Source organism: Mycobacterium marinum (assembly GCF_003391395.1).
Taxonomy (GTDB): domain Bacteria; phylum Actinomycetota; class Actinomycetes; order Mycobacteriales; family Mycobacteriaceae; genus Mycobacterium; species Mycobacterium marinum.
On record NZ_CP024190.1, the window covers coordinates 1,491,364 to 1,514,834 of the forward strand.

Sequence of the window (23,471 nt, forward strand, 5' to 3'; positions counted from 1 at the left end):
TCGGCGGGCCGATAGGCTGGCGGCCAAGAGTCCAACCAATCTAGGTCGTCAGGAGCCCCCGCCATGTCTTGGCCCGCCGCGGTTATCAATCGTGTCATCAAGGCTTATGACGTCCGAGGGCTGGTAGGCGAAGAGATCACCGAAGCCCTGTGCGCCGATATCGGCGCCGCGTTCGCGCGGTTGATGCGCGGCGAGGGGGCGCGGCAGGTGGTGATTGGCTACGACATGCGCGACAGCTCGCCGGCGCTGGCCGCGGCCTTCGCCAGTGGGGTGGTCGCGCAAGGCCTCGACGTGGTGCGCATCGGTCTGGCATCCACCGACCAGCTGTATTTCGCCGCCGGGCAGCTCGATTGTCCGGGCGCGATGTTCACTGCCAGCCACAACCCGGCGGCCTACAACGGCATCAAGCTGTGCCGGGCCGGCGCCAAGCCGGTCGGTGCGGACACCGGGCTCAACGCCATTCGCGAGGACCTGGTCAATCCGGTGGCGATCGCCGTGGCCGAGACCGCCGGAACAATCGCCGACAAGGATGTGCTCGGGGACTACGGGGTGTTTCTGCGCTCGCTGGTCAACACCGCGGATCTGCGACCGCTGCGGGTGGCCGTGGACGCCGGTAACGGGATGGCCGGGCACACCGCGCCGGCCGTGCTCGGTGCGATCGATTCGGTCACGCTGTTGCCGTTGTATTTTGAGCTCGACGGCACCTTCCCCAACCATGAAGCCAACCCGCTGGACCCGGCGAATCTGCTGGACCTGCAGAAGTTCGTGGTGGCAACCGGTGCCGACATCGGGCTGGCCTTCGACGGGGATGCCGACCGCTGCTTCGTGGTGGACGAGCGTGGGGAGCCGGTCTCGCCGTCGACGGTGACCAGCCTGGTGGCGGCGCGCGAGCTCAGTCGGGAGATCGGCGCCACCGTGATCCACAACGTGATCACCTCGCGCGCGGTGCCCGAGCTGGTCGTCGAGCGCGGCGGCACGCCGCTGCGTTCGCGGGTCGGCCACTCCTATATCAAGGCCCTGATGGCCGACACCGGCGCGATATTCGGCGGGGAGCATTCGGCGCACTACTACTTCCGCGACTTCTGGGGCGCCGACTCGGGAATGCTGGCCGCGCTGTACGTGCTGGCGGCCCTCGGTGAGCAGAGCCGACCATTGTCGGAGTTGACCGCCGACTATCAGCGCTATGCATCCTCGGGCGAGATCAATTTCACCGTGGCTGACGCGCCGGCGTGTGTCGAGGGCGTCTTGAAGTCATTTGGTAGCAGGATTGTATCCATCGACCACCTGGATGGGGTGACGGTGGATTTGGGTGACGACAGCTGGTTCAACCTGCGCAGCTCTAACACCGAGCCGCTGCTGCGGCTCAATGTGGAAGCCCGCAGCGCCGAGGATGTCGACGCGGTGGTCCAACAGGTCAGCGCGGAAATCGTTGCCCAGTCACCCCGGGGAGAGGCGGGACCGTGAAGGCCACCCAGGCGATCGATCTGGAAGATGCCGATGGCCTGATTGCTGCTGATCGAGACGGCCTGTTGCGGGCCGCATCGACGGCCGGCGCGCAGGTGCGCGCCATCGCTGCCGCGTCCGACGAAGGCGAACTGGACTCACTGAACATCGATGACCGACCACGTACGGTTATCTGGGTGGCCGGCCGGGGCACCGCCCAGGCCGCCGGGGACGTGCTCGCCGCAACGCTGGGGGCGACGGTTGGTGCGCCGATCACGATCGCCACTGAGGCGCCGCCGTGGGTGGGCCCGCTCGACGTGATGGTCGTCGCCGGCGACGACCCCGGAGATCCCGCGCTGGTGGGGGCGGCCGCGATGGGAGTGCGTCGAGGTGCGCGGGTTGTGGTCGCGGCCCCCAACGAGGGGCCACTGCGCGATTGCGCGGCGGGTCGGGCCGCGGTGCTGGCACCGCGGTTGTCGGTCCCCGACGAATTCGGGCTGTGCCGCTACCTGGCCGCGGGGCTGGCCGTGCTGCGCACCGTGGATCCCAAGCTGCGCATCGACCTGGCGGCGCTGGCCGACGACCTGGACGCCGAGACGTTGTGCAACAGCGCCGGTCGCGAGGTATTCACCAACCCGGCCAAGGCACTTGCCGCGCGCATCTCCGGTCGCCGGATTGTGCTGGCCGCCGATGGTGCCGCGACATTGGCCCTGGCCCGCCACGGCAGTTCCGTGCTGCTGAGGATCGCGCACCAGGTCACCGCTGCCACCTGGCTGGCCGACGCGGTTGTCGCGCTGCGTGCCGGGGCGGCTTCCGGGTACGACGCCGGTGTGGACGCGTTGTTCCACGACGAGGAGATAGACGGCCCGCGGTCGGAGCAGATGCGAGTGCTGGCACTGACGCTGGCCGCCGAGCGCACAGTGGTCGGCGCGCGGGTCGCCGGGATCGACAACATCGACCTGATTGCGGCCGAGGATGCGGCACAGGTTCCAGGGGGACCAGGCGGGCCCGCCGGCTCGGACCGTGCGCCGGCTCCGACCGCCGCACCCCGTGCCGAACAACAACTGGCAGTATTGGCCGTTCGCCTGGAGATGGCTGCGGTGTATTTGCGACTCGTGCGGGGATAGGTAGAAGGTGGAACTACTACGCGGAGCGTTACGGACATACGCGTGGGGATCGCGCACCGCCATCGCCGAGTTCACCGGTCGGCCGGTACCCGCCGCTCATCCTGAGGCCGAACTCTGGTTCGGCGCGCACCCCGGCGACCCGGCCTGGCTGGAGACCGATGGCGGCGAGAGCTCGCTGCTCGAGACGCTGTCCGCAGATCCGGAGGGACAGCTTGGGCCCGGCGCACGAGCCCGGTTCGGTGACGTGCTCCCGTTTCTGGTCAAGGTGCTGGCCGCCGACGAACCGCTGTCGCTGCAGGCCCACCCGAGTGCCGAGCAAGCCGTCGAGGGATATCTGCGTGAGGAACGAATGGGCATCCCGGTGTCCTCACCCGTGCGCAACTACCGCGACACCAGCCACAAGCCGGAACTGCTGGTGGCGTTGCAGCCCTTTGAGGCGTTGGCCGGATTCCGTCAGGCGGCCCGTACCCGCGAACTCCTGCAGGCGCTGGCGGTGTCGGATCTCGACCCGTTTATCGACTTGCTCTTTGACCAGTCCGACGCCGATGGCCTGCGTGCCCTGTTCACCACTTGGATCACCGCTCCCCAGCCCGACATCGACGTGCTGGTGCCGGCCGTGCTCGACGGCGCCATCCACTACGTCAGCTCCGGTGCGACAGAATTCGTTGCCGAAGCCAAGACGGTGCTCGAACTCGGTGAGCGTTATCCCGGTGACGCCGGAGTGCTGGCGGCGTTGCTGCTCAACCGCATCAGCCTGGCCCCCGGGGAGGCCATCTTCTTGCCGGCCGGCAATCTGCATGCGTACCTTCGCGGTTTTGCGCTTGAGGTAATGGCCAACTCCGACAACGTATTACGCGGCGGACTGACTCCGAAGCACGTGGATGTCCCCGAACTGCTGCGGGTGCTCGACTTCGCTCCGACTGCCGCTTCCGACCTGCGGCCGCCGGTTCGCCGGGAAGGCCCGGAACTGGTGTATGAAACCCCGACCGACGAGTTCGCGGTCGCGCTGCTGGTGCTCGACGGCGACTACCTCGGCCATGAGATCGACGCATCCTCGAGCCACGAGGGACCGCAGATCTTGTTGTGCACCGAGGGTTCCACGGTGGTGCATGGGAAGTCTCAGTCGCTGACGCTCGAACACGGTAATGCCGCTTGGGTGGCGGCTGACGACGGCCCGATCCGGTTGCTTGCCCAGGAGCCCACCAAGCTGTTCAGGGCGACCGTGGGGCTGTGAGGGTTCGGCCGCGGCTGCTGGCCGATTGCCGCCGTTCGCGCAACCACAGTCCTACATTGTGGGCGATGGTGCGACCGATCAGCCGCGGTGGCGGGACGATGTAGAGGCTGTCCAGCAATGAGAACCTGCGCAGAAACCATTCGGCGAGAACGGGATCGGTTTCGGCGGCCCCGAGGAACTGATCGAACAGGGCCCCGGCCGGCCGCCACCAGGCCGGTGGCGACTGCGTGAGGCCATGGTGGAAGCTGATGTCGCCGATAGCGTTCATCGTCCACACCGGGTAGGTCGTTTTGGCGGTGGCCCGATTCAGTTGGGTGGCCAGGTCACCGTGCGGGGATTGCAGCGCACGGCGCAGATGACCGGCTTGTAGCGATGTCATCGTCATGCCCTGCCCGAAGGTGGGATTGAAACTGGCCACCGCGTCACCGAACGGCACTATCCCGGCCGGGAAGCGGTCCAGGTTGTCGTAGCGGCGCCACTTGCTGGCGGGGAAGGCGTGAAACATCGGGGCCCCGATGGGTTCGGACTGTGCCAGCGCGGCGTTGAATCGGGCCGGGAGCAGCCGCTCGGCGAGCGCGCGCATCTCGCCGAAGGTCGGCGGTGGCTTGGCGCCGGCGACTCCGAAGGTGGTCATGACCCAGGTGCCGTCCTCGTAGCACAGCATCCCAAGCCCAAGCGAGCGGTCATGTGCGACACCGGCTACCACCACTTTTTCCTGGATCAGGCCGTCGGGGATGCGTAGCTGTTGACTCGCGTAGTTGATGCCGATGTCCATGCTTTGTTCGGCGGGGCGCTGATACCCCCACTTGCTCAACCAAACCGGTAGGCGGGTACCCCGGCCTGCCGCGTCGACCACGAGGTCGGCGGCCAGAAACTGTGGCTCAGCACCATCGTCGTCGGGGGGTGCGACCAGCACCCCGCACACTGTCTGGGTCGTCGGTTCGAAACGGGGCTCGATGACAAGCCCCCGCACGATTTCGACGTTGTCGAGTTCGAGCACTCGCCGGCGCAGCTGCCACTCCAGATGTGGCCGACTGGGTACGTAGGCGGTGAATTCTTTGCGCAGGGTGTGACCCGTGCCCAGGGCGTGGCCCGCGGCGGCGAAGTAGATGCAGTCCGGCCGGTTCTCCAACATGGGCACGCCCGCGGCCACCATGTCGGTCAGCAGGCCGGGGAACAGGTTCTCGAATTCGTTTGCCCCACGGGCCATCAACATGTGCAGGTGGCGGTCCTGCGGAACGGTCGCACGACCGTGTGGCGCGCTGGGTAACTCGTCGCGCTCGATGAGAGTCACTCGGTGGAAAAAATCCGAGAGCACCCGTGCCGCGCAGAGCCCCGCGATGCTTGCCCCGATGACCAGCGCATGGTTATTCGAAGTGCTCAAGGTCCCCCTCATCTGCGCAGGGTACCCATTGCCATGCCGTAACTACCGTGATGTGGCCGATGGTTTCGGCCGGCGCTGCCGAAGCCACATCCGCGCGTTGTGTGCGACGGCGCGGCCGATGATCAGTGGCGACGGCACCATGTAGAGACTGTCGAGCAGCGAGATCCGGCGCAAGAACCATTCGGCGAGAACGGGATCGGTTTCGGCGGCACCGAGGAATTGGTCGTAGAGCCCCCCGACCGGCCGGTACCACCGCGGCATCCGCCCCTCGGCGTGTTGGAAGCAAAGGTCGGTGAGTGCGTTCATCGTCCACACCGGTCGGATGGTCTTGGCGGTCGCCCGGTTGAATTCGTTCGCCGGTTCGGCGGGGTGGGATTGCAGGGCCCGGCGCAGATGACCGGCTTGCAGCGACGCCATGGTCATGCCCTGCCCGAAGGTGGGGTTGAAGCTGGCCACCGCATCCCCCAACGCCACGATTCCGGCCGGGAAGCGGCTCAGCTTGTCGTAGCGGCGCCACCTGCTGGCCGGAAATGCGTGAAACACCGGTTCGCCGATGGGTCCGGCCGCCGCCAGCGCGGCAACGAATCTGCTGGGGAGCAGCCGGTAGGCGAGTTCGCGCATCTCGCCGAACGTCGAGGGCGGCTTGACCTTGGCCACCCCGAAGGTCGTCAAGATCCAGCTGCCGTCCTCGTTGCACAACATGCCCAACCCCAGTGATTGTCCTGGTCCGACACCGGTGACCACGATCTTTTCCCGCATCAGGCCGTCCGGGATACGGAGCCGCTGGCTGGCGTAGTTGATGCCGATGTCCACGGTTTCCTCCGGTGGGCGCTGATATCCCCATTGGGTCAACCACACCGGCAACCGGGTGCCGCGTCCGGCCGCGTCGATTACCAGGCCGCTGGCGATCAGTTCTGGACCGCCGTCGTGGTCATCGAGCAGCAGTCCGGTAACCCGCTGGCGTACCGGATCGAAGTGCGGCTCACGAACCTTGCGCTGCCGGATTTCGACGTTGCCGAGGGCAAGCACCCGTCGTCGCAGCTGCCATTCCAGGTGCGGCCGGCTCGGCAGATAGGCGGTGTATTGCTTGCGCAGCTTTGCGCCGGTGCCCAGGACATGGCCCGCGGCACCGAGATGGATGCAATCCGGACGGTTGTCGAGGATGGGCACCCCCGCGGCCACCAGGTCGGTCAGCAGTCCCGGAAACAGGGTGTCCAACTCCGCCGCGCCGCGGGCCATCAGCAGGTGTAGGTGCTGGTCCTGAGGAACCGTGCCGCGCCCGGATGGCGTGCTCGGTAAGTCGTCGCGTTCGCAGACAATGACCTTGGAATAGAAATCGGATAGCACCCGCGCGGCGCACAAACCACCGATACTGGCGCCGATTACGGTCGCGTGTTCGGCGGGATTTACGGCGCGCTTCTCTACGCTCGCGCCCATCCCGGAAGCGTACCCAGTACTGTGCGTTCACATCCGTTGATGAGAGGGACAAATTGATGGCCGGTCGTTTGCGCACGAAGTCGGTAGAACAGTCAATCGCCGACACCGACGAGCCGGAGACACGGCTGCGCAAGGACCTCACCTGGCGTGATTTGGTGGTCTTTGGTGTCTCGGTGGTGATCGGGGCGGGTATTTTCACGGTTACGGCGTCGACCGCGGGTGACATCACCGGCCCGGCCATCTGGATATCGTTTCTGATCGCCGCGGGCACCTGCGCGCTGGCGGCCCTGTGCTATGCCGAATTCGCCTCGACGCTGCCGGTGGCGGGGAGCGCTTATACGTTCTCCTACGCCACTTTCGGTGAGTTTTTGGCGTGGGTGATCGGCTGGAACCTGGTGCTGGAATTGGCCATCGGCGCGGCGGTGGTCGCCAAGGGCTGGTCCAGCTACCTCGGCACCGTATTCGGATTCTCCGGTGGCACCGCCGATTTCGGATCGATACGCCTCGACTGGGGTGCGTTGCTGATCGTTTCCATCGTGTCGCTGCTGGTTGCCTACGGCACCAAATTGTCCTCGAGGTTTTCCGCCGTGGTCACCACCATCAAGGTGGCGGTCGTGATCTTGGTCGTGGTGGTCGGGGCGTTCTACGTCAAGGCCGCCAACTATTCGCCGTTCATTCCTGAACCCGAAGCCGGGCCACAGGGCAGAGGCGCCGATCAGTCTTTGCTGTCACTGCTTACCGGTGCTCCGGGCAGTCATTACGGCTGGTATGGCGTGTTGGCCGGGGCCTCGATCGTCTTCTTCGCGTTCATCGGTTTCGACATCGTGGCCACCATGGCAGAGGAGACCAAACATCCCCAACGCGATGTCCCGCGGGGAATTCTGGTGTCGCTCGGTGTTGTCACCCTGCTGTACGTGGCCGTTTCGATCGTATTGTCCGGAATGGTCTCCTATACCCAGCTACGCACGGTCTCCGGCGGCGGACACGCGAACTTGGCCACGGCATTCAAGGCCAACGGTGTGTATTGGGCCAGCGGCATCATCTCGGTGGGTGCGCTGGCCGGATTGACCACCGTGGTGATGGTGCTGATGTTGGGGCAGTGCCGGGTGTTGTTCGCGATGGCGCGCGACGGACTGCTGCCGCGCCAGTTGGCCAAGACCGGGGCACGCGGCACCCCGGTTCGGATCACCGTGCTGGTGGCGGTGGTGGTGGGTGCGACGGCATCGGTGTTCCCGATCACCAAGCTTGAAGAGATGGTCAACGTCGGCACGCTGTTTGCGTTCGTCCTCGTTTCGGCCGGCGTGATCGTATTGCGCAAGAAACGGCCTGACCTGGAGCGTGGGTTCCGCGCGCCCTGGGTGCCAGTGCTGCCCATCGCCTCGCTCTGCGCGTGCCTTTGGTTGATGCTGAACCTGACGGCCCTGACATGGATCCGATTCGGCGTCTGGTTGTTGGTGGGCACCGTGATCTACGTCGGGTACGGGCGCAAGCACTCGATGGTGGGTCGTCGGCAGCTGGCCGAAGCCGCGATGGACAAATAATAATCGTTTGATAATTAACTGGACAAAATAGGCAGCTGTGTCTAGACAGCTGACGAATAGGTGCGTATTGTCCAAACCTACGTGGTGTGACTCACGAGGAGGTTTGGCATATGACCACACAGTTCAGGTCCGACGTACCTGATGCGCCGGAAACCGAATGGCGAGACAAGAAGCGCTATCTCTGGCTCATGGGGCTCATCGCCCCCACCGCGCTGTTCGTGGTCTTGCCGATCGTCTGGGGGCTGAATCACTTTGGCTGGCACCTCGCCGCCCAGGTGCCCCTGTGGGTGGGCCCCATGCTCGTCTACATCCTGCTGCCGCTGCTCGACCTGGGGTTCGGGCCCGACGGGCAGAACCCGCCGGACGAGGTGATGGAGCGGCTGGAAAACGACAAGTACTACCGCTACTGCACCTACATCTACATCCCGTTCCAGTACCTCAGCGTGGTGCTGGGGGCCTACCTGTTCACCGCCTCGGACCTCGGCTGGCTTGGTTTTGACGGCGGCTTGAACTGGTTGGGGAAGATCGGTGTGGCGTTGTCGGTCGGGGTTCTCGGCGGCGTCGGCATCAACACCGCCCACGAGATGGGGCACAAGAAGGATTCGCTGGAACGCTGGCTGTCCAAGATCACCCTGGCGCAGACCGGCTACGGCCACTTCTACATCGAGCACAACCGGGGCCACCACGTGCGCGTCTCCACACCGGAAGACCCGGCATCGGCGCGCTTCGGGGAGACCTTCTGGGAATTTCTGCCCCGCACCGTTTTCGGCAGCCTCCGTTCGGCGATCGGGCTGGAGGCACAACGGCTGCGCCGGCAGGGGCGCAGCCCCTGGAACCCCAAGACCTATCCGTCCAACGACGTGCTCAACGCCTGGGCGATGTCAGTGCTGCTGTGGGGCGTGCTGATCGCGGTCTTCGGGCTGGGGCTGATTCCCTTCGTGATCATCCAGGCGGTGTTCGGCTTCTGCCTGCTGGAAGCGGTCAACTACCTCGAGCACTACGGGCTGCTGCGGCAGCCGACCTCCAACGGCCGTTATGAGCGTTGCGCGCCGGTGCACAGCTGGAACTCCGACCACATCGTCACCAACCTGTTCCTCTACCACCTGCAGCGACACAGCGACCACCACGCCAACCCCACCCGTCGGTACCAAACGCTGCGCAGCATGGACGGCGCTCCCAACCTGCCCAGCGGGTACGCGTCGATGATCTCGCTCACCTACTTCCCGCCGCTGTGGCGCAAAGTGATGGACCACCGTGTGCTCGAGCACTACGGCGGTGACATCACCAAGGTCAACCTGCACCCCCGGGTGCGGGACAAGATGCTGGCCCGCTACGGGGCTTCGCACCAAGGCATCGGGTGATGACCGCCTACCGGTGTCCCGTCTGCGATTACACCTATGACGAGGGCAAAGGCGATCCGCGGGAAGGGTTTCCGGCCGGCACCCGGTGGGACCAGATTCCCGACGACTGGTGCTGTCCGGACTGCTCAGTGCGCGAGAAAGTTGATTTCGAAAGGATGGGAGGCAAGTAAGTGAGTGACTACAAGTTGTATCAGTGCGTCCAATGCGGCTTCGAGTACGACGAAGCGTTGGGCTGGCCGGAAGACGGTATCGCACCCGGCACCAGATGGGACGACATCCCGGAGGACTGGAGTTGCCCCGACTGCGGTGCGGCAAAGGCGGACTTCGTGATGGTGGAGGTGGCTCGACCGTGATCGACACCAACTCCTTCGCCAAAAGAGATATCGTCGGCCCTGTGAAGCGCGTTCCCTACGCCGAAGCCTCCCGCGTCCTGCTGCGTGATTCGGTCCTGGATGCCATGCGTGATCTGCTGTTGACCCGCGACTGGTCGGCGATCACCTTGTCCGACGTTGCCCGGTCCGCGGGCATCAGCCGCCAGACCATCTACAACGAGTTCGGCTCGCGGCAAGGCCTTGCCCAGGGCTACGCATTGCGTCTGGCCGACCGCCTGGTCGACAAGGTGCATGCCGCCCTGGACGCCAACGTCGGCAACATCTACGAGGCGTTCCTGCAGGGCTTTCGGTCATTCTTCGGTGAGTCGGCGGCCGACCCGCTGGTGATCTCGCTGCTGACCGGGGTGGCCAAGCCCGACCTGCTACAGCTCATCACCACCGACAGCGCGCCGATCATCACGCGTGCCTCGGCTCGACTGGCGACGGCCTTCACCCAGACCTGGGTGGCGACCAGCGACGACGACGCCAATGTGCTGGCGCGGGCGATCGTACGTCTGTCGTTGAGTTATGTGTCGATGCCGCCGGAGGCCGACCACAATGTGGCGGCGGATCTGGCTAGGCTGATGACCCCGTTCGCCGAGCGTCATGGTGTGATTAACGTCCCCTGACCTGCGCGGCTTGGGGGCCGAGGGATACAGTGGCGCGAGAGCATTTATAGCCAAAGTAGTCTGCTCAGTTTTTCATAGGTCCCCTAAGTAAGGATGTAACCCGTATGACGACTACCGAAACTTCGCTATCTGCCGACACGAAGAACGGCATCGATTTCAAGATTGCCGATTTGTCGCTAGCGGATTTCGGGCGCAAAGAACTGCGGATCGCTGAGCACGAGATGCCCGGCCTGATGTCGCTGCGCCGCGAGTACGCCGAGGTGCAACCTCTCAAAGGTGCCCGTATCTCGGGTTCGCTGCACATGACCGTCCAGACCGCGGTGTTGATTGAAACCCTCACCGCGCTAGGCGCCGAAGTTCGTTGGGCGTCATGCAACATCTTCTCGACCCAAGACCATGCGGCGGCCGCCGTTGTCGTCGGCCCGCATGGCACCCCCGAGGAGCCCAAGGGCGTCCCGGTGTTCGCCTGGAAGGGCGAATCGCTTGAAGAGTACTGGTGGTGCGCCGAGCAGATGCTGACGTGGCCCGACTCGGACAAGCCGGCGAACATGATCCTCGACGACGGTGGCGATGCCACCATGCTGGTGCTGCGCGGGATGCAGTACGAGAAGGCCGGTGTGGTGCCTCCGGCCGAGGAAGACGACTCGGCCGAGTGGAAGGTCTTCCTGGGCCTGCTGCGCAGCCGCTTCGAGACCGACAAGGGCAAGTGGACCAAGATCGCGGAGTCGGTCAAGGGCGTCACCGAGGAGACCACCACCGGCGTGCTGCGGCTTTACCAATTCGCCGCGGCCGGGGATCTGGCCTTCCCGGCGATCAACGTCAACGACTCGGTCACCAAGTCCAAGTTCGACAACAAGTACGGCACCCGGCACTCGTTGATCGACGGCATCAACCGCGGCACCGATGCGCTGATCGGTGGCAAGAAGGTGTTGATCTGTGGTTACGGTGACGTCGGCAAGGGTTGTGCGGAGGCGATGAAGGGCCAGGGTGCCCGCGTCTCGGTCACCGAGATCGACCCGATCAACGCGTTGCAGGCCATGATGGAGGGCTTCGACGTGGTTACCGTCGAGGACGCCATCGGCGACGCCGACATCGTCGTCACATCGACCGGTAACAAAGACATCATCATGCTCGAGCACATCAAGGCGATGAAGGATCATTCGATCCTGGGCAACATCGGCCACTTCGACAACGAGATCGACATGGCCGGCCTGGAGCGTTCCGGAGCCACGCGCACCAACATCAAGCCGCAGGTCGATCTGTGGACCTTCGGCGACACCGGTCGCTCGATCATCGTGCTGTCCGAGGGCCGTCTGCTGAACCTGGGCAACGCCACCGGGCACCCCTCCTTCGTGATGAGCAACAGCTTCGCCAACCAGACGATCGCCCAGATCGAGCTGTGGACCAAGAACGACGAATACGACAACGAGGTCTACCGGCTGCCCAAGCACCTCGACGAGAAGGTGGCGCGCATCCACGTCGAAGCCCTTGGCGGTCGCCTGACCAAGCTCACCAAGGACCAGGCCGAATACCTCGGCGTGGACGTCGAAGGCCCCTACAAGCCCGACCACTACCGCTACTGACACTCAACGGAAGCCACGCTGGTAGCTGCACCGCTGCCCGCGTGGCTTCCGCTTTTGGCGGGTACGGCAAGTGCCCGCTGCAATCGCGCTGTTGTGGCTTCGACCGTTAGGCGGTCGTGAGCGGACGCGCGACCCAAGTGTCGGTAGCGGCGATCGCCATGACGGCCACCGCGGGACTGCCCGTTCCCCCGAAGCCCCCATAGGCGGCCGCTGATCCGAGTGGCGACATTATCGAAGACCGCAACCCCAGACACCCGAGTGCATGAGTTGGGGTGTGGTGGGACCGGGGTGCGGGTGATGGTTGGGGTGTTTGTGGGTCTGTCTCGGTGTTGAGACGGGTTTGGTGGTTGCCGGTGGTTGTTTGTGCAGATCGGGTTGGGGTGGCTAAGACGCTGGTGGGCGGCGTGCGGGAGCGGTGCTACTCAACTTTTGACGATCTGATTTTTCTACGGATGCATCGCTGACCTGCGGTTATAGCGTGTTTGGACCGGTTGGGTGCGGGTCGGGTCTTTGCCTTTGGGTGGATGGGCGGTGGGTGTTGTGTCGTTTGTGAGTGTGGTTCCGGAGTGGGTGGCGGCCGCGGCAACGGATGTGGCCGGGATTGGGTCGGTGGTGGGTGCGGCTAATGCGGCGGCGGCGGGGGCGACGACGTCGGTGACGGCGGCTGCCGGTGATGAGGTGTCGGTGGCGATTGCGGCGTTGTTTGGGGGGTTTGGTCGCGAGTATCAGGCGGTGTGTGGGCAGTGGGCGGAGTTTGAGCAGCGGTTCGCGCGGGCGTTGGGGGCCGGGGCGGGGGCGTATGCGGAGGCTGAGGCGGCCGCGGTCGGCTATGTCCGGGACTATCAGGCGATCAGCGCGCAGGTGGATGCCGCGCCGCTGCAGGCCGTCGAGCAAGACCTGTTGGGCGTGATCAATGCGCCGACTCGAGCCCTCTTGGGGCGCCCGCTGATCGGCAATGGAACAAGTGGGACGGCCGCCGATCCCAACGGCGGGGCGGGCGGGCTGCTGATCGGCGACGGTGGAACTGGTTATTCGCAGACGACGGCAGGGGTCGCCGGTGGGGCCGGCGGCGCGGCGGGGCTGATCGGCAACGGGGGCGACGGTGGTGCCGGCGGTGCTGGCGCAAATGGCGGGGCCGGCGGTCGCGGCGGCTGGCTGATCGGTGACGGCGGGCGCGGTGGGCAGGCGGGAGCCGCAGCAAGCGGGCCCGCTACCGTCGGCGGGCCGGGAGGCAGGGCGGTCCTGATCGGCAATGGCGGCGATGGGGGTGCCGGCGGCACCAACGCGGCCGGTGGGGCAGGAGGCCTCGGCGGCTGGTTGTTTGGGCAGAACGGGGCCGCTGGTGTTGGTTCACCGGTGAACGTCACCGTCCCGTTGGACGTCGCCGAAGGTTACGGTCTGACTTCGCCGAACGTCAACGTCTCGGTGAACGGGGGACCGAGCGTGCCCGTGCTGGTTGACACCGGATCCAGGGGCCTCGTCATCCCGTTCTGGGCGGTCGGGTTCCAGAACCTGGGCTGGCCCACCGGCATTGGCATCGCTAGCTACGCCTCGGGTCTGGACTTCGTCACCATCAGGTTCAACACGACGGTGGATTTCGGCAACGGCGCCGTTAGCGCGCCGACGCCGGTTGAGGTCGCCGTCCTGCCCTTCCCGACTACTCTGAACAGCCTACTGATCATTGCGCTGAGCCCAGTCCTACAACCCGTTTTCGGCGTGGGCATGTTCGGTTTGGCACATGGCACGCTGGGCGTTGGGCCCAACGCCGGGGGCCCGGGGATCAGCAGTCCTACTACGGCGTTGCCGGGCCAACTCGACGAGGGCGTGCTCGTCAACGCGCCCCAGGGTGAGCTGCAGTTCGGCCCCAATTCACTACCCTCGGGCATCTCGGTTCCGGGTGCGCCGATTACCCCGCTGCTGGTACAGGTCAATGGCGGTCCGCTGCAACCCATTACCGCGGTCATCGACTCCGGTGGTGTGGACGGGACTATTCCGTCATCGGTGCTCGGAACCGGTCAGGTCTCTGGAACCGTGCCAGCCGGGACAACCATTTCGGTGTATACCAGTGACGGCTCCACACTGCTGTACTCGTACACGACGACGGCGACCAACGGCCCAACGGTGACCTCGGGAACCTCGATGAATACCGGATATCTCCCCTTCGGGCAGCAGGCGATATACATCTCGAACAGCCCCAGCGGCGTCGGGACCACCATCTTTCACAACTGACACGCAGGTTGCCGAGCGCCCACCCGATTTCCGCTGATGTCGACCGGGCGGACTGTCGCGATCGTGTCGTGTGCATGCCCAACCCGAAGTGGCCACCGGCGTCGCCGGTGCGCCGCCTTGGCAATCGGTAGCGTTCGCACCTTGTGCGTATTTCAACGCACCATGAATTATCAAGAACTCCGGTTAATTTCACCAAATAGAGTGTTGGCGACATTTCATCGCGTTATGAAATAATCGAAGCGACAATTTATTTCGCTTCTAGCAGGTCGTTGAATATCTCATCCAACTATGAATTATCAAGTGGCTCAAAGTTATTCCCGATAATCGACATCTATGTAGACTCCGTCGCAATAACTGGGCGGGCGGTCGCCGATGGTTGCGGCCGGAAGGGGATGTTGTGATGAATTTTTCGGTCATGCCACCTGAGATCAATTCGGTGTTGATGTTCGCCGGTGCGGGCTCCGAGCCGATGCTGCTGGCGGCTCGAGGGTGGAGCGAGTTGTCCGCGGAACTGCAGTCGGCGGCGGCCGGCTTTGCTTCGCTGACCTCGGGGCTCACGGGTCAGTTCTGGCAGGGCGCGGCGGCGCAGGCGATGACGGGTGTGGCGCAGGCGTACGCGGCGCATCTATCCGCGACGGCCGCACAAGCTGGGCAGGTGTCGGCGCAAGCCAATGGTGTTGCCGCGGTGTTCGATGCGGCGCGGGCTGCGATCGTGCATCCGTTGCAGGTGGCGGCCAACCGCACCCAGCTGGTGTCGTTGGTGGTATCGAATCTGTTCGGTCAGAACGCACCGGCGATTGCCGCGGTCGAGGCCAACTACGAGGAGATGTGGGCCCAGGACGTGTCCGCGATGTCTGGCTACTACACCGGCGCCTCGGCGGCGGTCGCGCAGTTGACCCCCTGGGAGCTGACGTCGGAGGGCATCGTCATACCGTTGCCCGACCATATTGGCGTCCTCAACTTCACCCCGGGCAACATCGGCTCCCTCAACCTGGGTATCGGTAACGTCGGCGACCTCAACCTGGGCAGCGGCAACACGGGCGCGGGCAATCTGGGTCTGGGCAACTTCGGCGAGCTCAACCTGGGCAGCGGGAACGGCAACTCGGGTAACGGAGACTCGACGACCCCGCTTTCGGCCAGCTTCAACCTGGGCAGCGGAAACCTCGGTGACGCCAACCTGGGTAGCGGCAATCTGGGCATGCTCAACCTGGGCAGTGGGAACAAGGGCGACACAAACTTCGGCTTCGGCAACATCGGCGACCTGAACCTGGGCAGCGGGAACATCGGCAGCCACAACTTCGGCTCCGGGAACAGCGGCAGCGCCAACTTGGGCAGCGGAAACACCGGCAACTCCAACTTCGGTTTGGGCAACACCGGCAGCACCAACCTCGGCAGCGGGAACACGGGATCGGCAAACTTCGGCAGCGGCAACCTCGGTGACGCCAACGTCGGCTGGGGGAACCTGGGTAGCCATAACCTCGGCTTCGGAAACAACGGCAGCAACAACATTGGTATCGGGCTGACCGGCGACAACCAGATCGGCATCAACTTCGGTGCGCTCAACAGTGGCCACGGAAATATCGGCCTGTTCAACTCCGGCAACGACAATGTCGGTTTCTTCAACTCCGGCGACAAGAACATCGGCATCGCGAACTCGGGCTTGGGAGTTGGGCCGCTGAGCACGGAATTTTTCACCTCGGGGGAGTTCAATTCGGGTGTCGGGAGCTCGGGGACACTCAACACCGGCTGGGGAAACTCGGGTTCCACCAACACCGGCTACTTCAACGCGGGTCACACCAACACGGGCCTGTTCAACTCCGGTGACACCAGCACCGGTCTGTTCAACTCCGGTGACACCAACACCGGCCTGTTCAACTCCGGTGACACCAACACCGGCTTCTTCAACGCCGGCACCGCCAACTTCGGTAGCTTCAACGGCGGCAGCACCAACACCGGCGACTGGAACTCGGGCAGCATCAATACGGGCTACGCAAACTCCGGTGGTACGAATACCGGCATCCTCAATGCGGGCAACCTCAATACCGGCGCGTTCAGTCCCTTTGATCAGCCGGTGGTGAACTCGGGCTTCTCCAATGATTTCGATGGCCCCTTCGGTAAAGGGGGCGTCAACCAATCGGGCGCCTTTAACCAGGGCGTCGGTAACTCGGGCTTCGATTCCGGCGACAACATAAAGGGCGGCACCGTGAGCTCTTCGGGCTTCGAGAACCACGGAAACTTCGGATCCGGTTTCCTGAATGCCGGTTCGTTTAGTTCGGGCTTTCGCAACACCGGCCCCGAGGGCATCAACCCCGGCTTCATGTCGGGCTTCGTCAACAGTTCCGGGACGTTCATCTCCGGCTTCTTCAATGCGGGCACCTTCACCCCGGGGTTGTTGGAGACCTTCAATTCGGGGTTCGGGAACCTGGGTAACCAGGTATCAGGCTTGTTCAACGCCCAGAACGTCAAGTCAGGGCCGATTCACTGACCGTGCGGATGGGCACCGACATGCTCCGCAGAAGTGCCGCACGGCGCGCAATAGGCTGATGCCGTGCTGATCGCGATCGAAGGCGTTGACGGCGCGGGCAAGCGAACTTTGTCCGAGGGTCTGCGCAAGGAGTTCGAAGCCGCCGGAAGATCGGTGGCCACGCTAGCCTTCCCGCGCTACGGAAACTCGGTCACGGCCGATATCGCGGCCGAGGCGCTACACGGCGAGCACGGCGATCTCGCGTCCTCGGTGTTCGCGATGGCGACGCTGTTCGCGCTGGACCGCGCCGCCGCGGTCGACGAGATCCACGGCTTGTGTCTGGCCTACGAGGTGGTGATTCTGGACCGCTACGTGGCGTCCAACGCCGCCTACAGTGCGGCGCGCCTGCATCAGGACTCGGCGGGGGAAGCTGTGGCCTGGGTGGGGCGGATGGAGTATGAGCGGTTCGGGCTGCCCGAACCGGACTGGCAGGTACTGCTCGCGGTGCCCGTCGAGCTGGCCGGCGAGAGGTCGCGTGGGCGGGCCCGCAGCGACCCGGGCCGGCCCCGCGACAGCTACGAACGCGACGATGGGCTGCAGCAGCGCACCGGCTCGGTGTACGCCGAGCTGGCCGCCGCGGGCTGGGGTGGTCGGTGGCTGGTTGTCGACGCGGACGTCGATCCGGGGGCTCTGGCGGCGACATTGATGTCGCCGACGGCCCCAGAGGGGGGAAATTGAGGGGTATTTGCCCTAATCAAGCGCGAAACGCCCGTGTGGTGCGCCAGTTTTGTCCCAATCTGGTGCCACCATGGACACCATGAGGCAAAGGATTCTGGTTGTCGACGACGACGCTTCGTTGGCGGAGATGCTCACCATTGTGTTGCGTGGGGAGGGTTTCGATACCGCGGTCATCGGCGACGGTACTCAGGCCCTGACTGCGGTGCGCGAGTTGCGCCCGGACTTGGTGCTGTTGGATTTGATGTTGCCCGGGATGAACGGGATCGACGTGTGCCGGGTGCTGCGCGCCGATTCCGGGGTGCCGATCGTGATGCTGACCGCTAAGACCGACACCGTCGATGTGGTTCTCGGCCTGGAGTCTGGCGCTGACGACTACATCATGAAGCCGTTCAAGCCCAAGGAGCTGGTGGCCCGGGTGCGGGCGCGGCTGCGCCGCAACGACGACGAGCCCGCCGAGATGCTGTCCATCGCCGACGTCGACATCGACGTGCCGGCGCACAAGGTCACCCGCAACGGCGAGCAGATCTCGCTCACGCCGCTGGAGTTCGACCTGCTCGTTGCGTTGGCACGCAAACCGCGCCAGGTGTTTACTCGTGATGTGCTGCTCGAACAGGTGTGGGGGTACCGGCACCCGGCGGATACCCGCCTGGTGAACGTGCATGTCCAGCGTCTGCGGGCCAAGGTTGAGAAAGACCCTGAGAACCCGACCGTGGTATTGACCGTTCGAGGAGTGGGTTACAAGGCCGGACCTCCGTGATCTGCACCGGCGACGATGCAGAGCGCGGCGATGCTGAGGATCGGTGCCAGTGATCTGGGGCTCGCGACGGCGCATGCGGGGTCGCTGGGGGCGTTCCGGTCCGATGACGCGCGGGTTGAGCGCGTTGAGCCGAGCCGTTGGCGTTGCGTGGCGTCGGTCGCTGCAACTGCGCGTGGTGGCGCTGACGCTGGGGCTTTCGCTGGCTGTCGTCATGGCGCTGGGCTTCGTGCTGACCAGTCAGGTCACCAACCGCGTGCTCGATATCAAGGTCAAAGCCGCCATCGACCAGATCGAGCGGGCCCGTAACACCGTCAGCGGAATAGTCAACGGCGAGGAGACCCGCTCGCTGGACAGCAGTCTTCAGCTTGCCCGCAACACTTTGACCTCGAAGACCGATCCGGCCTCGGGTGCCGGTCAGGCCGGTGCGTTTGATGCGGTGCTGATGGTGCCGGGTGACGGTCCGCGCGCTGCCTCCGCGGCCGGCCCTGTCGACCAGGTGCCCAGCGCATTGCGCGGCTTCGTCAAGGCGGGGCAGGCCGCATATCAGTACGCCACCGTGCATACCGATGGCTTCTCCGGGCCGGCGCTCATCGTCGGCACCCCGACGTCGTCGCGGGTGGCCAACCTCGAGCTGTACCTGATCTTTCCGCTGGCCAATGAGCAGGCCACGATCACGCTGGTGCGCGGCACGATGGCCACCGGCAGCCTGGTACTGCTGGTCCTGCTGGCCGGTATCGCGTTGCTGGTCTCGCGCCAAGTCGTGGTCCCGGTCCGGTCCGCATCGCGGATTGCCGAGCGCTTCGCCGAGGGACACCTGTCCGAACGGATGCCGGTGCGCGGTGAGGATGACATGGCGCGGTTGGCGCTGTCGTTCAACGACATGGCCGAAAGCCTGTCTCGTCAGATCACCCAGCTTGAGGAGTTCGGCAACCTGCAGCGTCGGTTCACCTCCGATGTCAGTCATGAGCTGCGCACCCCGCTGACCACGGTCCGGATGGCCGCCGACCTGATCTATGACCACAGCGCCGACCTGGATCCGACGCTGCGGCGCTCCACCGAGTTGATGGTCAACGAACTGGACCGGTTCGAGTCCTTGCTCAACGACCTCCTCGAGATCTCGCGCCATGACGCCGGTGTGGCCGAGCTGTCGGTTGAGGCGGTCGACTTGCGCACCACCGTCAACAGCGCGCTGGGCAACGTGGGTCACCTGGCCGAGGAGGCCGGCATCGAGTTGTTGGTGGAGATGCCGGACAGCGAGGTGATCGCCGAGGTCGATGCGCGCCGGGTGGAACGGATACTGCGCAATCTGATTGCCAACGCCATCGATCACGCCGAGCACAAGCCGGTGCGGATCCGGATGGGCGCCGACGAAGATACCGTCGCGGTCACCGTCCGCGACTACGGCGTGGGACTGCGGCCCGGCGAGGAGAAGTTGGTGTTCAGCCGCTTCTGGCGGGCGGATCCGTCCCGAGTGCGCCGGTCCGGTGGCACCGGGCTGGGTCTGGCCATCAGCGTCGAGGACGCGCGGCTGCACCAGGGCCGGCTGGAAGCCTGGGGCGAACCCGGCCAGGGTGCCTGCTTCCGGCTGACCTTGCCGCTGGTTCGGGGCCACAAGGTCACGACCAGCCCGCTGCCCATGAAGCCGATCCCGCAACCGGCGGCGCAACCGAATGCGCTGGAGCACACCGACCGCCTGCGCCCACGTGAGCACGCGGAGTGGAGCGGCTGATGCGGGAGTTTCCGACGATGGTTCGGTCGGTATTTGCCCTGGTGTTCGCGGCTGTGCTGCTCGGTGGCTGCGCGAGCGTGCCGAGTTCATCAGCTCCACAAGCCATCGGCACCGTCGAGCGTCCGGCGCCGTCGAATCTGCCCAAGCCGATCCCGGGCATGGATCCCGACGTGCTGCTGCGGGAATTCCTCAAAGCCACGGCCGATCCGGCCAACCGGCATCTGGCGGCGCGGCAGTTCCTCACCCAGTCGGCCTCCAACGCGTGGGACGATGCCGGTAGCGCCCTGCTGATCGACCACGTGGTCTTCGTGGAAACCCGTGGTGCCGAACGGGTTTCGGCGACCATGCGGGCAGACATCCTGGGCTCACTGTCCGATATGGGAGTCTTCGAGACCGCCGAAGGCGAGTTGCCCGACCCAGGACCGATCGAGTTGGTCAAGACCTCCGGCGGCTGGCGCATCGATCGGCTGCCCAACGGAGTCTTCCTGGACTGGCAGCAATTCCAATCGACCTACAAGCGCAACACGCTGTATTTCGCGGACCCGACCGGCAAGACAGTGGTTCCCGACCCGCGCTATGTTGCCGTGTCCGACCATGACCAGCTGGCCACCGAGCTGGTGTCCAAGCTGCTGGCCGGCCCACGTCCGGAGATGGCGCATTCGGTGCGCAACCTGCTGGCGCCGCCGTTGCGGCTGCGCGGTCCGGTGACGCGAGCCGATGGCGGCAAGAGTGGCATCGGCAAGGGATACGGTGGCGCGCGCATCGACCTGGAGAAGCTGTCCACCACCGATCCGCACAGCCGGCAATTGCTGGCCGCGCAGATCATTTGGACGTTGGCCCGAGCGGACATCCGAGGGCCCTATGTGATCAACGCCGACGGTGCCCCGCTGGATGACCGGTTCGCCGAAGGGTGGACCACCTCCGATGTCGCCGCCACCGACCCGGGGGTAGCCGACGGTGCCGGGGCGGGACTGCACGCCCTGGTGGGGGGGTCACTCGTGGCGCTGGACGGACAGCGGATCACCACCGTCGGGGGAGCCTTCGGTCGGATGGGGGACCAGACGGGTGCGGCGTTGTCACGCACCGGTCGCCTGGCGGCCTCGGTGGTGACGCTGCGGCGCGGCGCCCCCGACGTGGCCGCCTCACTGTGGATCGGTGAGCTCGGCGCCGAGGCGGTGCAAGCCGCCGACGGCCACAATCTGTCGCGGCCCAGCTGGTCGCTCGACGACGCGGTCTGGGTGGTGGTTGACACCAACAATGTGCTGCGCGCGATCCAAGAACCCGCGTCCGGACAGCCGGCCCGGATTCCCGTCGACTCCACCGCGGTGTCCAGTCGCTTCCCCGGGGCGATCACCGATCTGCAGCTCTCCCGGGACGGCACCCGCGCGGCGATGGTGATTGACGGGCGGGTGATTCTGTCCAGCGTCGAGCAGACCCAGGCCGGCCAGTTCGCCCTGACCTACCCGCGGCGGCTGGGTTTTGGGCTTGGTACTTCGGTGGTCTCGTTGTCCTGGCGAACCGGCGATGACATCGTGGTGACCCGTAACGACGTCGGCCATCCGGTGTCGTATGTGAACCTGGACGGAGTGAATTCCGATGCGCCGGCGCGCGGTCTGCAGATTCCGCTGTTCGCCATCGCGGCCAACCCCTCGACGGTGTACGTCGCCGGACCGCAAGGGGTGATGATGTACTCGGCCTCATCCGCCGAAGGCCAACAGAGCTGGGCGGAAGTGCCCGGCCTGATGGTGGCCGGGGCGGCGCCGGTGTTGCCGGGATAACCGCTGGGCTGCGCCGGGCCGGGCGGGCCAACTACCCTCGCAGTGAGGAGTCGCTTTCCGATGTCGCCCAAAGTTCCTTTCCTGCGTTGGGATGATCCGTTCCGCGCGCTGGAAATGCTGGGCTCGCTATGGTCATCAACCGGTTTGCAGTCGGTGAGCGCGGGAGCCGCCCAGGCCGTCGCCATGCCATACCGGACGCTGTTCATGACGCTGCAGCAACTGCTTGTCGGCAAGGAAGTCACCGTGCGCATGGGCGACCAGGACGTGGTGCTCACCGTCACCGAGTTGGACTCCGCGCTGGACCCGCAGGGCCTTGCCGTCGGGCAGCTCGGCGAGGTCCGGGTGGCCGCCCGGGATGTCAGCTGGGATGAGCAGCGGCTGCAGAGCGCAGTCGCGGTCCTGCGCAACGTGCACATCCGCCCGGGGGTACCACCGATGGTGGTGGCGGCACCGGTCGAGTTGTCCTCGGTGCTGCCGGCGGCGATCTTCGACGAGGTGCTGCAGCAGGTGGCTCCGCAGCTGCGTAGCGAGCTGTCCGAGGATGGGACCGCCCGACTGCGCTGGTCGCGCCGGCCCGAGTGGGGCGGACTGGAGGTGGACGCCGACGTGGTGGGGACGACGCTGTGGCTGCGACCCCGCGCCGTGATGACCGGACGCCGACGCTGGTCTTTGCCGGCCCGGATGCCCGCCTACCAGGTACCGCTGCCGCCACTGCCGCACGGATTGCTGATCACCCACGTCAACCTCGGACTTGATGCACTGCAGCTGTCTGCGCTGCTGCCCGAGTGGCGCATGGAGTTGCCGCTGCGGCACCTAGAGGACCTGATCACCCGGCTGAGCCAGGGAGCGCTCAGCTTCAGTTGGCCCTCCCTGTTGCGCGGCTCGGACTGAACGTCGGCCTCGGATGTCACCCCGAGCGGCGACACTTCTTTCGTGCTCGACCTCGTCTTGCCGCTGGAATGCGGCGGCTGCGGAGTCCCATCGACGCGGTGGTGCGCTGCCTGCGCCACCGAGCTCGCGGTGGCCGCCACCCACCCGCATGTGGTCAGCCCCCGAGCCGACCCGCAGGTGCCGGTGTTCGCGTTGGGTCGCTACGCGGGTGCGCGGCGCCACGCGATCCTGGCCCTGAAGGAACGCGGTCGCGGCGACCTCGTGGCGCCGTTGGCCCGGGCGCTTGCCGTCGGTGTCCATCGGCTGCTGTGCTGGGGCATCGTCGGCACCCCGCTGACGCTGGTGCCCGCACCGACCAGGCGTGCCGCGGCGCGGCGCCGGGGCGGGGACCCCATCACCCGGATCGCGGACGCGGCGGTGGCGGCTCACCCCGACATCGCCGTAGTCCAGGCGCTGCGGATGAGAGCACTGGCTCGCGACTCGGTGGGCCTGGGCAGCTCGGCCCGGGAACGCAACGCCGCGGGCCGCGTGCTGATGCTGAAGGGACGGCAACTGGGCACCGAAATCGTCGTCGTCGACGACGTCGTGACGACCGGGGCGACGGTGCGGGAGTCGGTTCGGGTGCTGCGGGCCGCCGGGGTTCGGGTGGCCGCCGTGCTGACCATCGCGGCGGCGTGATGGGGCGAATCGAAAGCCGTGAATGTCAACGCATCCGCGCAACCCGATGAATCTGCCAAGAGACGGTGAAGAACACACAACACGTGTGCCAATTAGG

Annotated in this window: 19 protein-coding genes; 17 read left to right on the plus strand and 2 right to left on the minus strand. The window is 65.6% G+C overall.

All coding sequences use genetic code 11. The annotated features are described in order from the left end of the window. Positions 1 to 63 precede the first annotated feature (63 nt). Genes CCUG20998_RS06220 through manA form a run of 3 tightly spaced genes read left to right on the plus strand, consistent with a single transcriptional unit; the run spans position 64 to position 3,804 of the window. On the plus strand, positions 64 to 1,464 hold the full coding sequence (locus tag CCUG20998_RS06220; RefSeq protein WP_020732135.1) for a phosphomannomutase/phosphoglucomutase: 1,401 nt from the start codon (positions 64 to 66) through the stop codon (positions 1,462 to 1,464). Next, a complete protein-coding gene (locus tag CCUG20998_RS06225; RefSeq protein ID WP_020732136.1) occupies positions 1,461 to 2,570 on the plus strand; it encodes a hypothetical protein in 1,110 nt (369 codons plus the stop codon). The genes CCUG20998_RS06220 and CCUG20998_RS06225 overlap by 4 nt, the downstream gene beginning before the upstream one ends. Positions 2,571 to 2,577: 7 nt before the next feature. Further along, positions 2,578 to 3,804, plus strand: coding sequence for a mannose-6-phosphate isomerase, class I (manA, locus tag CCUG20998_RS06230; protein ID WP_012393157.1), 1,227 nt, complete (start codon positions 2,578 to 2,580; stop codon positions 3,802 to 3,804). Here the strand turns inward: manA and CCUG20998_RS06235 are convergent. After that, the gene (locus tag CCUG20998_RS06235) at positions 3,782 to 5,164 is read right to left on the minus strand and encodes an FAD-dependent oxidoreductase (RefSeq protein WP_099052692.1); all 1,383 of its coding nucleotides are present in this window, start codon (positions 5,162 to 5,164) and stop codon (positions 3,782 to 3,784) included. The genes manA and CCUG20998_RS06235 overlap by 23 nt on opposite strands. A 66-nt stretch (positions 5,165 to 5,230) precedes the next feature. After that, positions 5,231 to 6,625, minus strand: a complete 1,395-nt coding sequence (locus CCUG20998_RS06240) for an FAD-dependent oxidoreductase (protein ID WP_036457381.1) — start codon at positions 6,623 to 6,625, stop codon at positions 5,231 to 5,233. 56 nt (positions 6,626 to 6,681) lie between these two features. Between CCUG20998_RS06240 and CCUG20998_RS06245 the strand changes: the two genes are divergently transcribed. From CCUG20998_RS06245 to CCUG20998_RS06310, 14 genes are all read left to right on the plus strand, one after another. Then, entirely contained in the window at positions 6,682 to 8,166 is a 1,485-nt protein-coding gene (locus tag CCUG20998_RS06245) for an APC family permease (protein ID WP_036457382.1), read from the plus strand. Between the two features lie 110 nt (positions 8,167 to 8,276). Then, positions 8,277 to 9,527: an alkane 1-monooxygenase gene (locus CCUG20998_RS06250; RefSeq protein ID WP_012393161.1), complete on the plus strand. Its 1,251-nt coding sequence runs from the start codon at positions 8,277 to 8,279 to the stop codon at positions 9,525 to 9,527. Beyond that, positions 9,527 to 9,697: a rubredoxin gene (locus tag CCUG20998_RS06255; RefSeq protein WP_011740542.1), complete on the plus strand. Its 171-nt coding sequence runs from the start codon at positions 9,527 to 9,529 to the stop codon at positions 9,695 to 9,697. The genes CCUG20998_RS06250 and CCUG20998_RS06255 overlap by 1 nt, the downstream gene beginning before the upstream one ends. Further along, positions 9,698 to 9,880, plus strand: a complete 183-nt coding sequence (locus CCUG20998_RS06260) for a rubredoxin (protein ID WP_011740541.1) — start codon at positions 9,698 to 9,700, stop codon at positions 9,878 to 9,880. 41 nt (positions 9,881 to 9,921) lie between these two features. Next, positions 9,922 to 10,527 carry a TetR family transcriptional regulator AlkX gene (gene alkX, locus CCUG20998_RS06265; RefSeq protein WP_020732140.1) on the plus strand — a complete coding sequence of 202 codons (606 nt, stop codon included), beginning with the start codon at positions 9,922 to 9,924 and terminating at the stop codon, positions 10,525 to 10,527. Between the two features lie 104 nt (positions 10,528 to 10,631). Then, positions 10,632 to 12,110: an adenosylhomocysteinase gene (ahcY, locus tag CCUG20998_RS06270; RefSeq protein ID WP_012393163.1), complete on the plus strand. Its 1,479-nt coding sequence runs from the start codon at positions 10,632 to 10,634 to the stop codon at positions 12,108 to 12,110. Positions 12,111 to 12,650: 540 nt separating this feature from the next. Beyond that, positions 12,651 to 14,339, plus strand: coding sequence for a PecA family PE domain-processing aspartic protease (locus CCUG20998_RS06275; protein WP_036457497.1), 1,689 nt, complete (start codon positions 12,651 to 12,653; stop codon positions 14,337 to 14,339). Positions 14,340 to 14,739: 400 nt separating this feature from the next. After that, a complete protein-coding gene (locus CCUG20998_RS06280; protein WP_020732144.1) occupies positions 14,740 to 16,824 on the plus strand; it encodes a PPE family protein in 2,085 nt (694 codons plus the stop codon). A 63-nt stretch (positions 16,825 to 16,887) separates the two neighbouring features. Further along, a complete protein-coding gene (locus tag CCUG20998_RS06285; protein WP_012393166.1) occupies positions 16,888 to 17,541 on the plus strand; it encodes a dTMP kinase in 654 nt (217 codons plus the stop codon). A 70-nt stretch (positions 17,542 to 17,611) separates the two neighbouring features. Beyond that, positions 17,612 to 18,298 carry a two-component system response regulator MtrA gene (mtrA, locus tag CCUG20998_RS06290; RefSeq protein WP_015354856.1) on the plus strand — a complete coding sequence of 229 codons (687 nt, stop codon included), beginning with the start codon at positions 17,612 to 17,614 and terminating at the stop codon, positions 18,296 to 18,298. Between the two features lie 49 nt (positions 18,299 to 18,347). Then, positions 18,348 to 20,027 (plus strand): MtrAB system histidine kinase MtrB, encoded by a 1,680-nt coding sequence (gene mtrB / locus CCUG20998_RS06295; RefSeq protein WP_012393168.1) that lies wholly within the window; start codon positions 18,348 to 18,350, stop codon positions 20,025 to 20,027. Between the two features lie 17 nt (positions 20,028 to 20,044). Then, positions 20,045 to 21,805 (plus strand): MtrAB system accessory lipoprotein LpqB, encoded by a 1,761-nt coding sequence (gene lpqB, locus CCUG20998_RS06300; protein ID WP_036451453.1) that lies wholly within the window; start codon positions 20,045 to 20,047, stop codon positions 21,803 to 21,805. 60 nt (positions 21,806 to 21,865) lie between these two features. Further along, positions 21,866 to 22,696 carry a hypothetical protein gene (locus tag CCUG20998_RS06305; protein ID WP_012393170.1) on the plus strand — a complete coding sequence of 277 codons (831 nt, stop codon included), beginning with the start codon at positions 21,866 to 21,868 and terminating at the stop codon, positions 22,694 to 22,696. A gap of 42 nt (positions 22,697 to 22,738) precedes the next feature. Then, positions 22,739 to 23,374: a ComF family protein gene (locus CCUG20998_RS06310; RefSeq protein WP_020732147.1), complete on the plus strand. Its 636-nt coding sequence runs from the start codon at positions 22,739 to 22,741 to the stop codon at positions 23,372 to 23,374. Positions 23,375 to 23,471 lie beyond the last annotated feature (97 nt).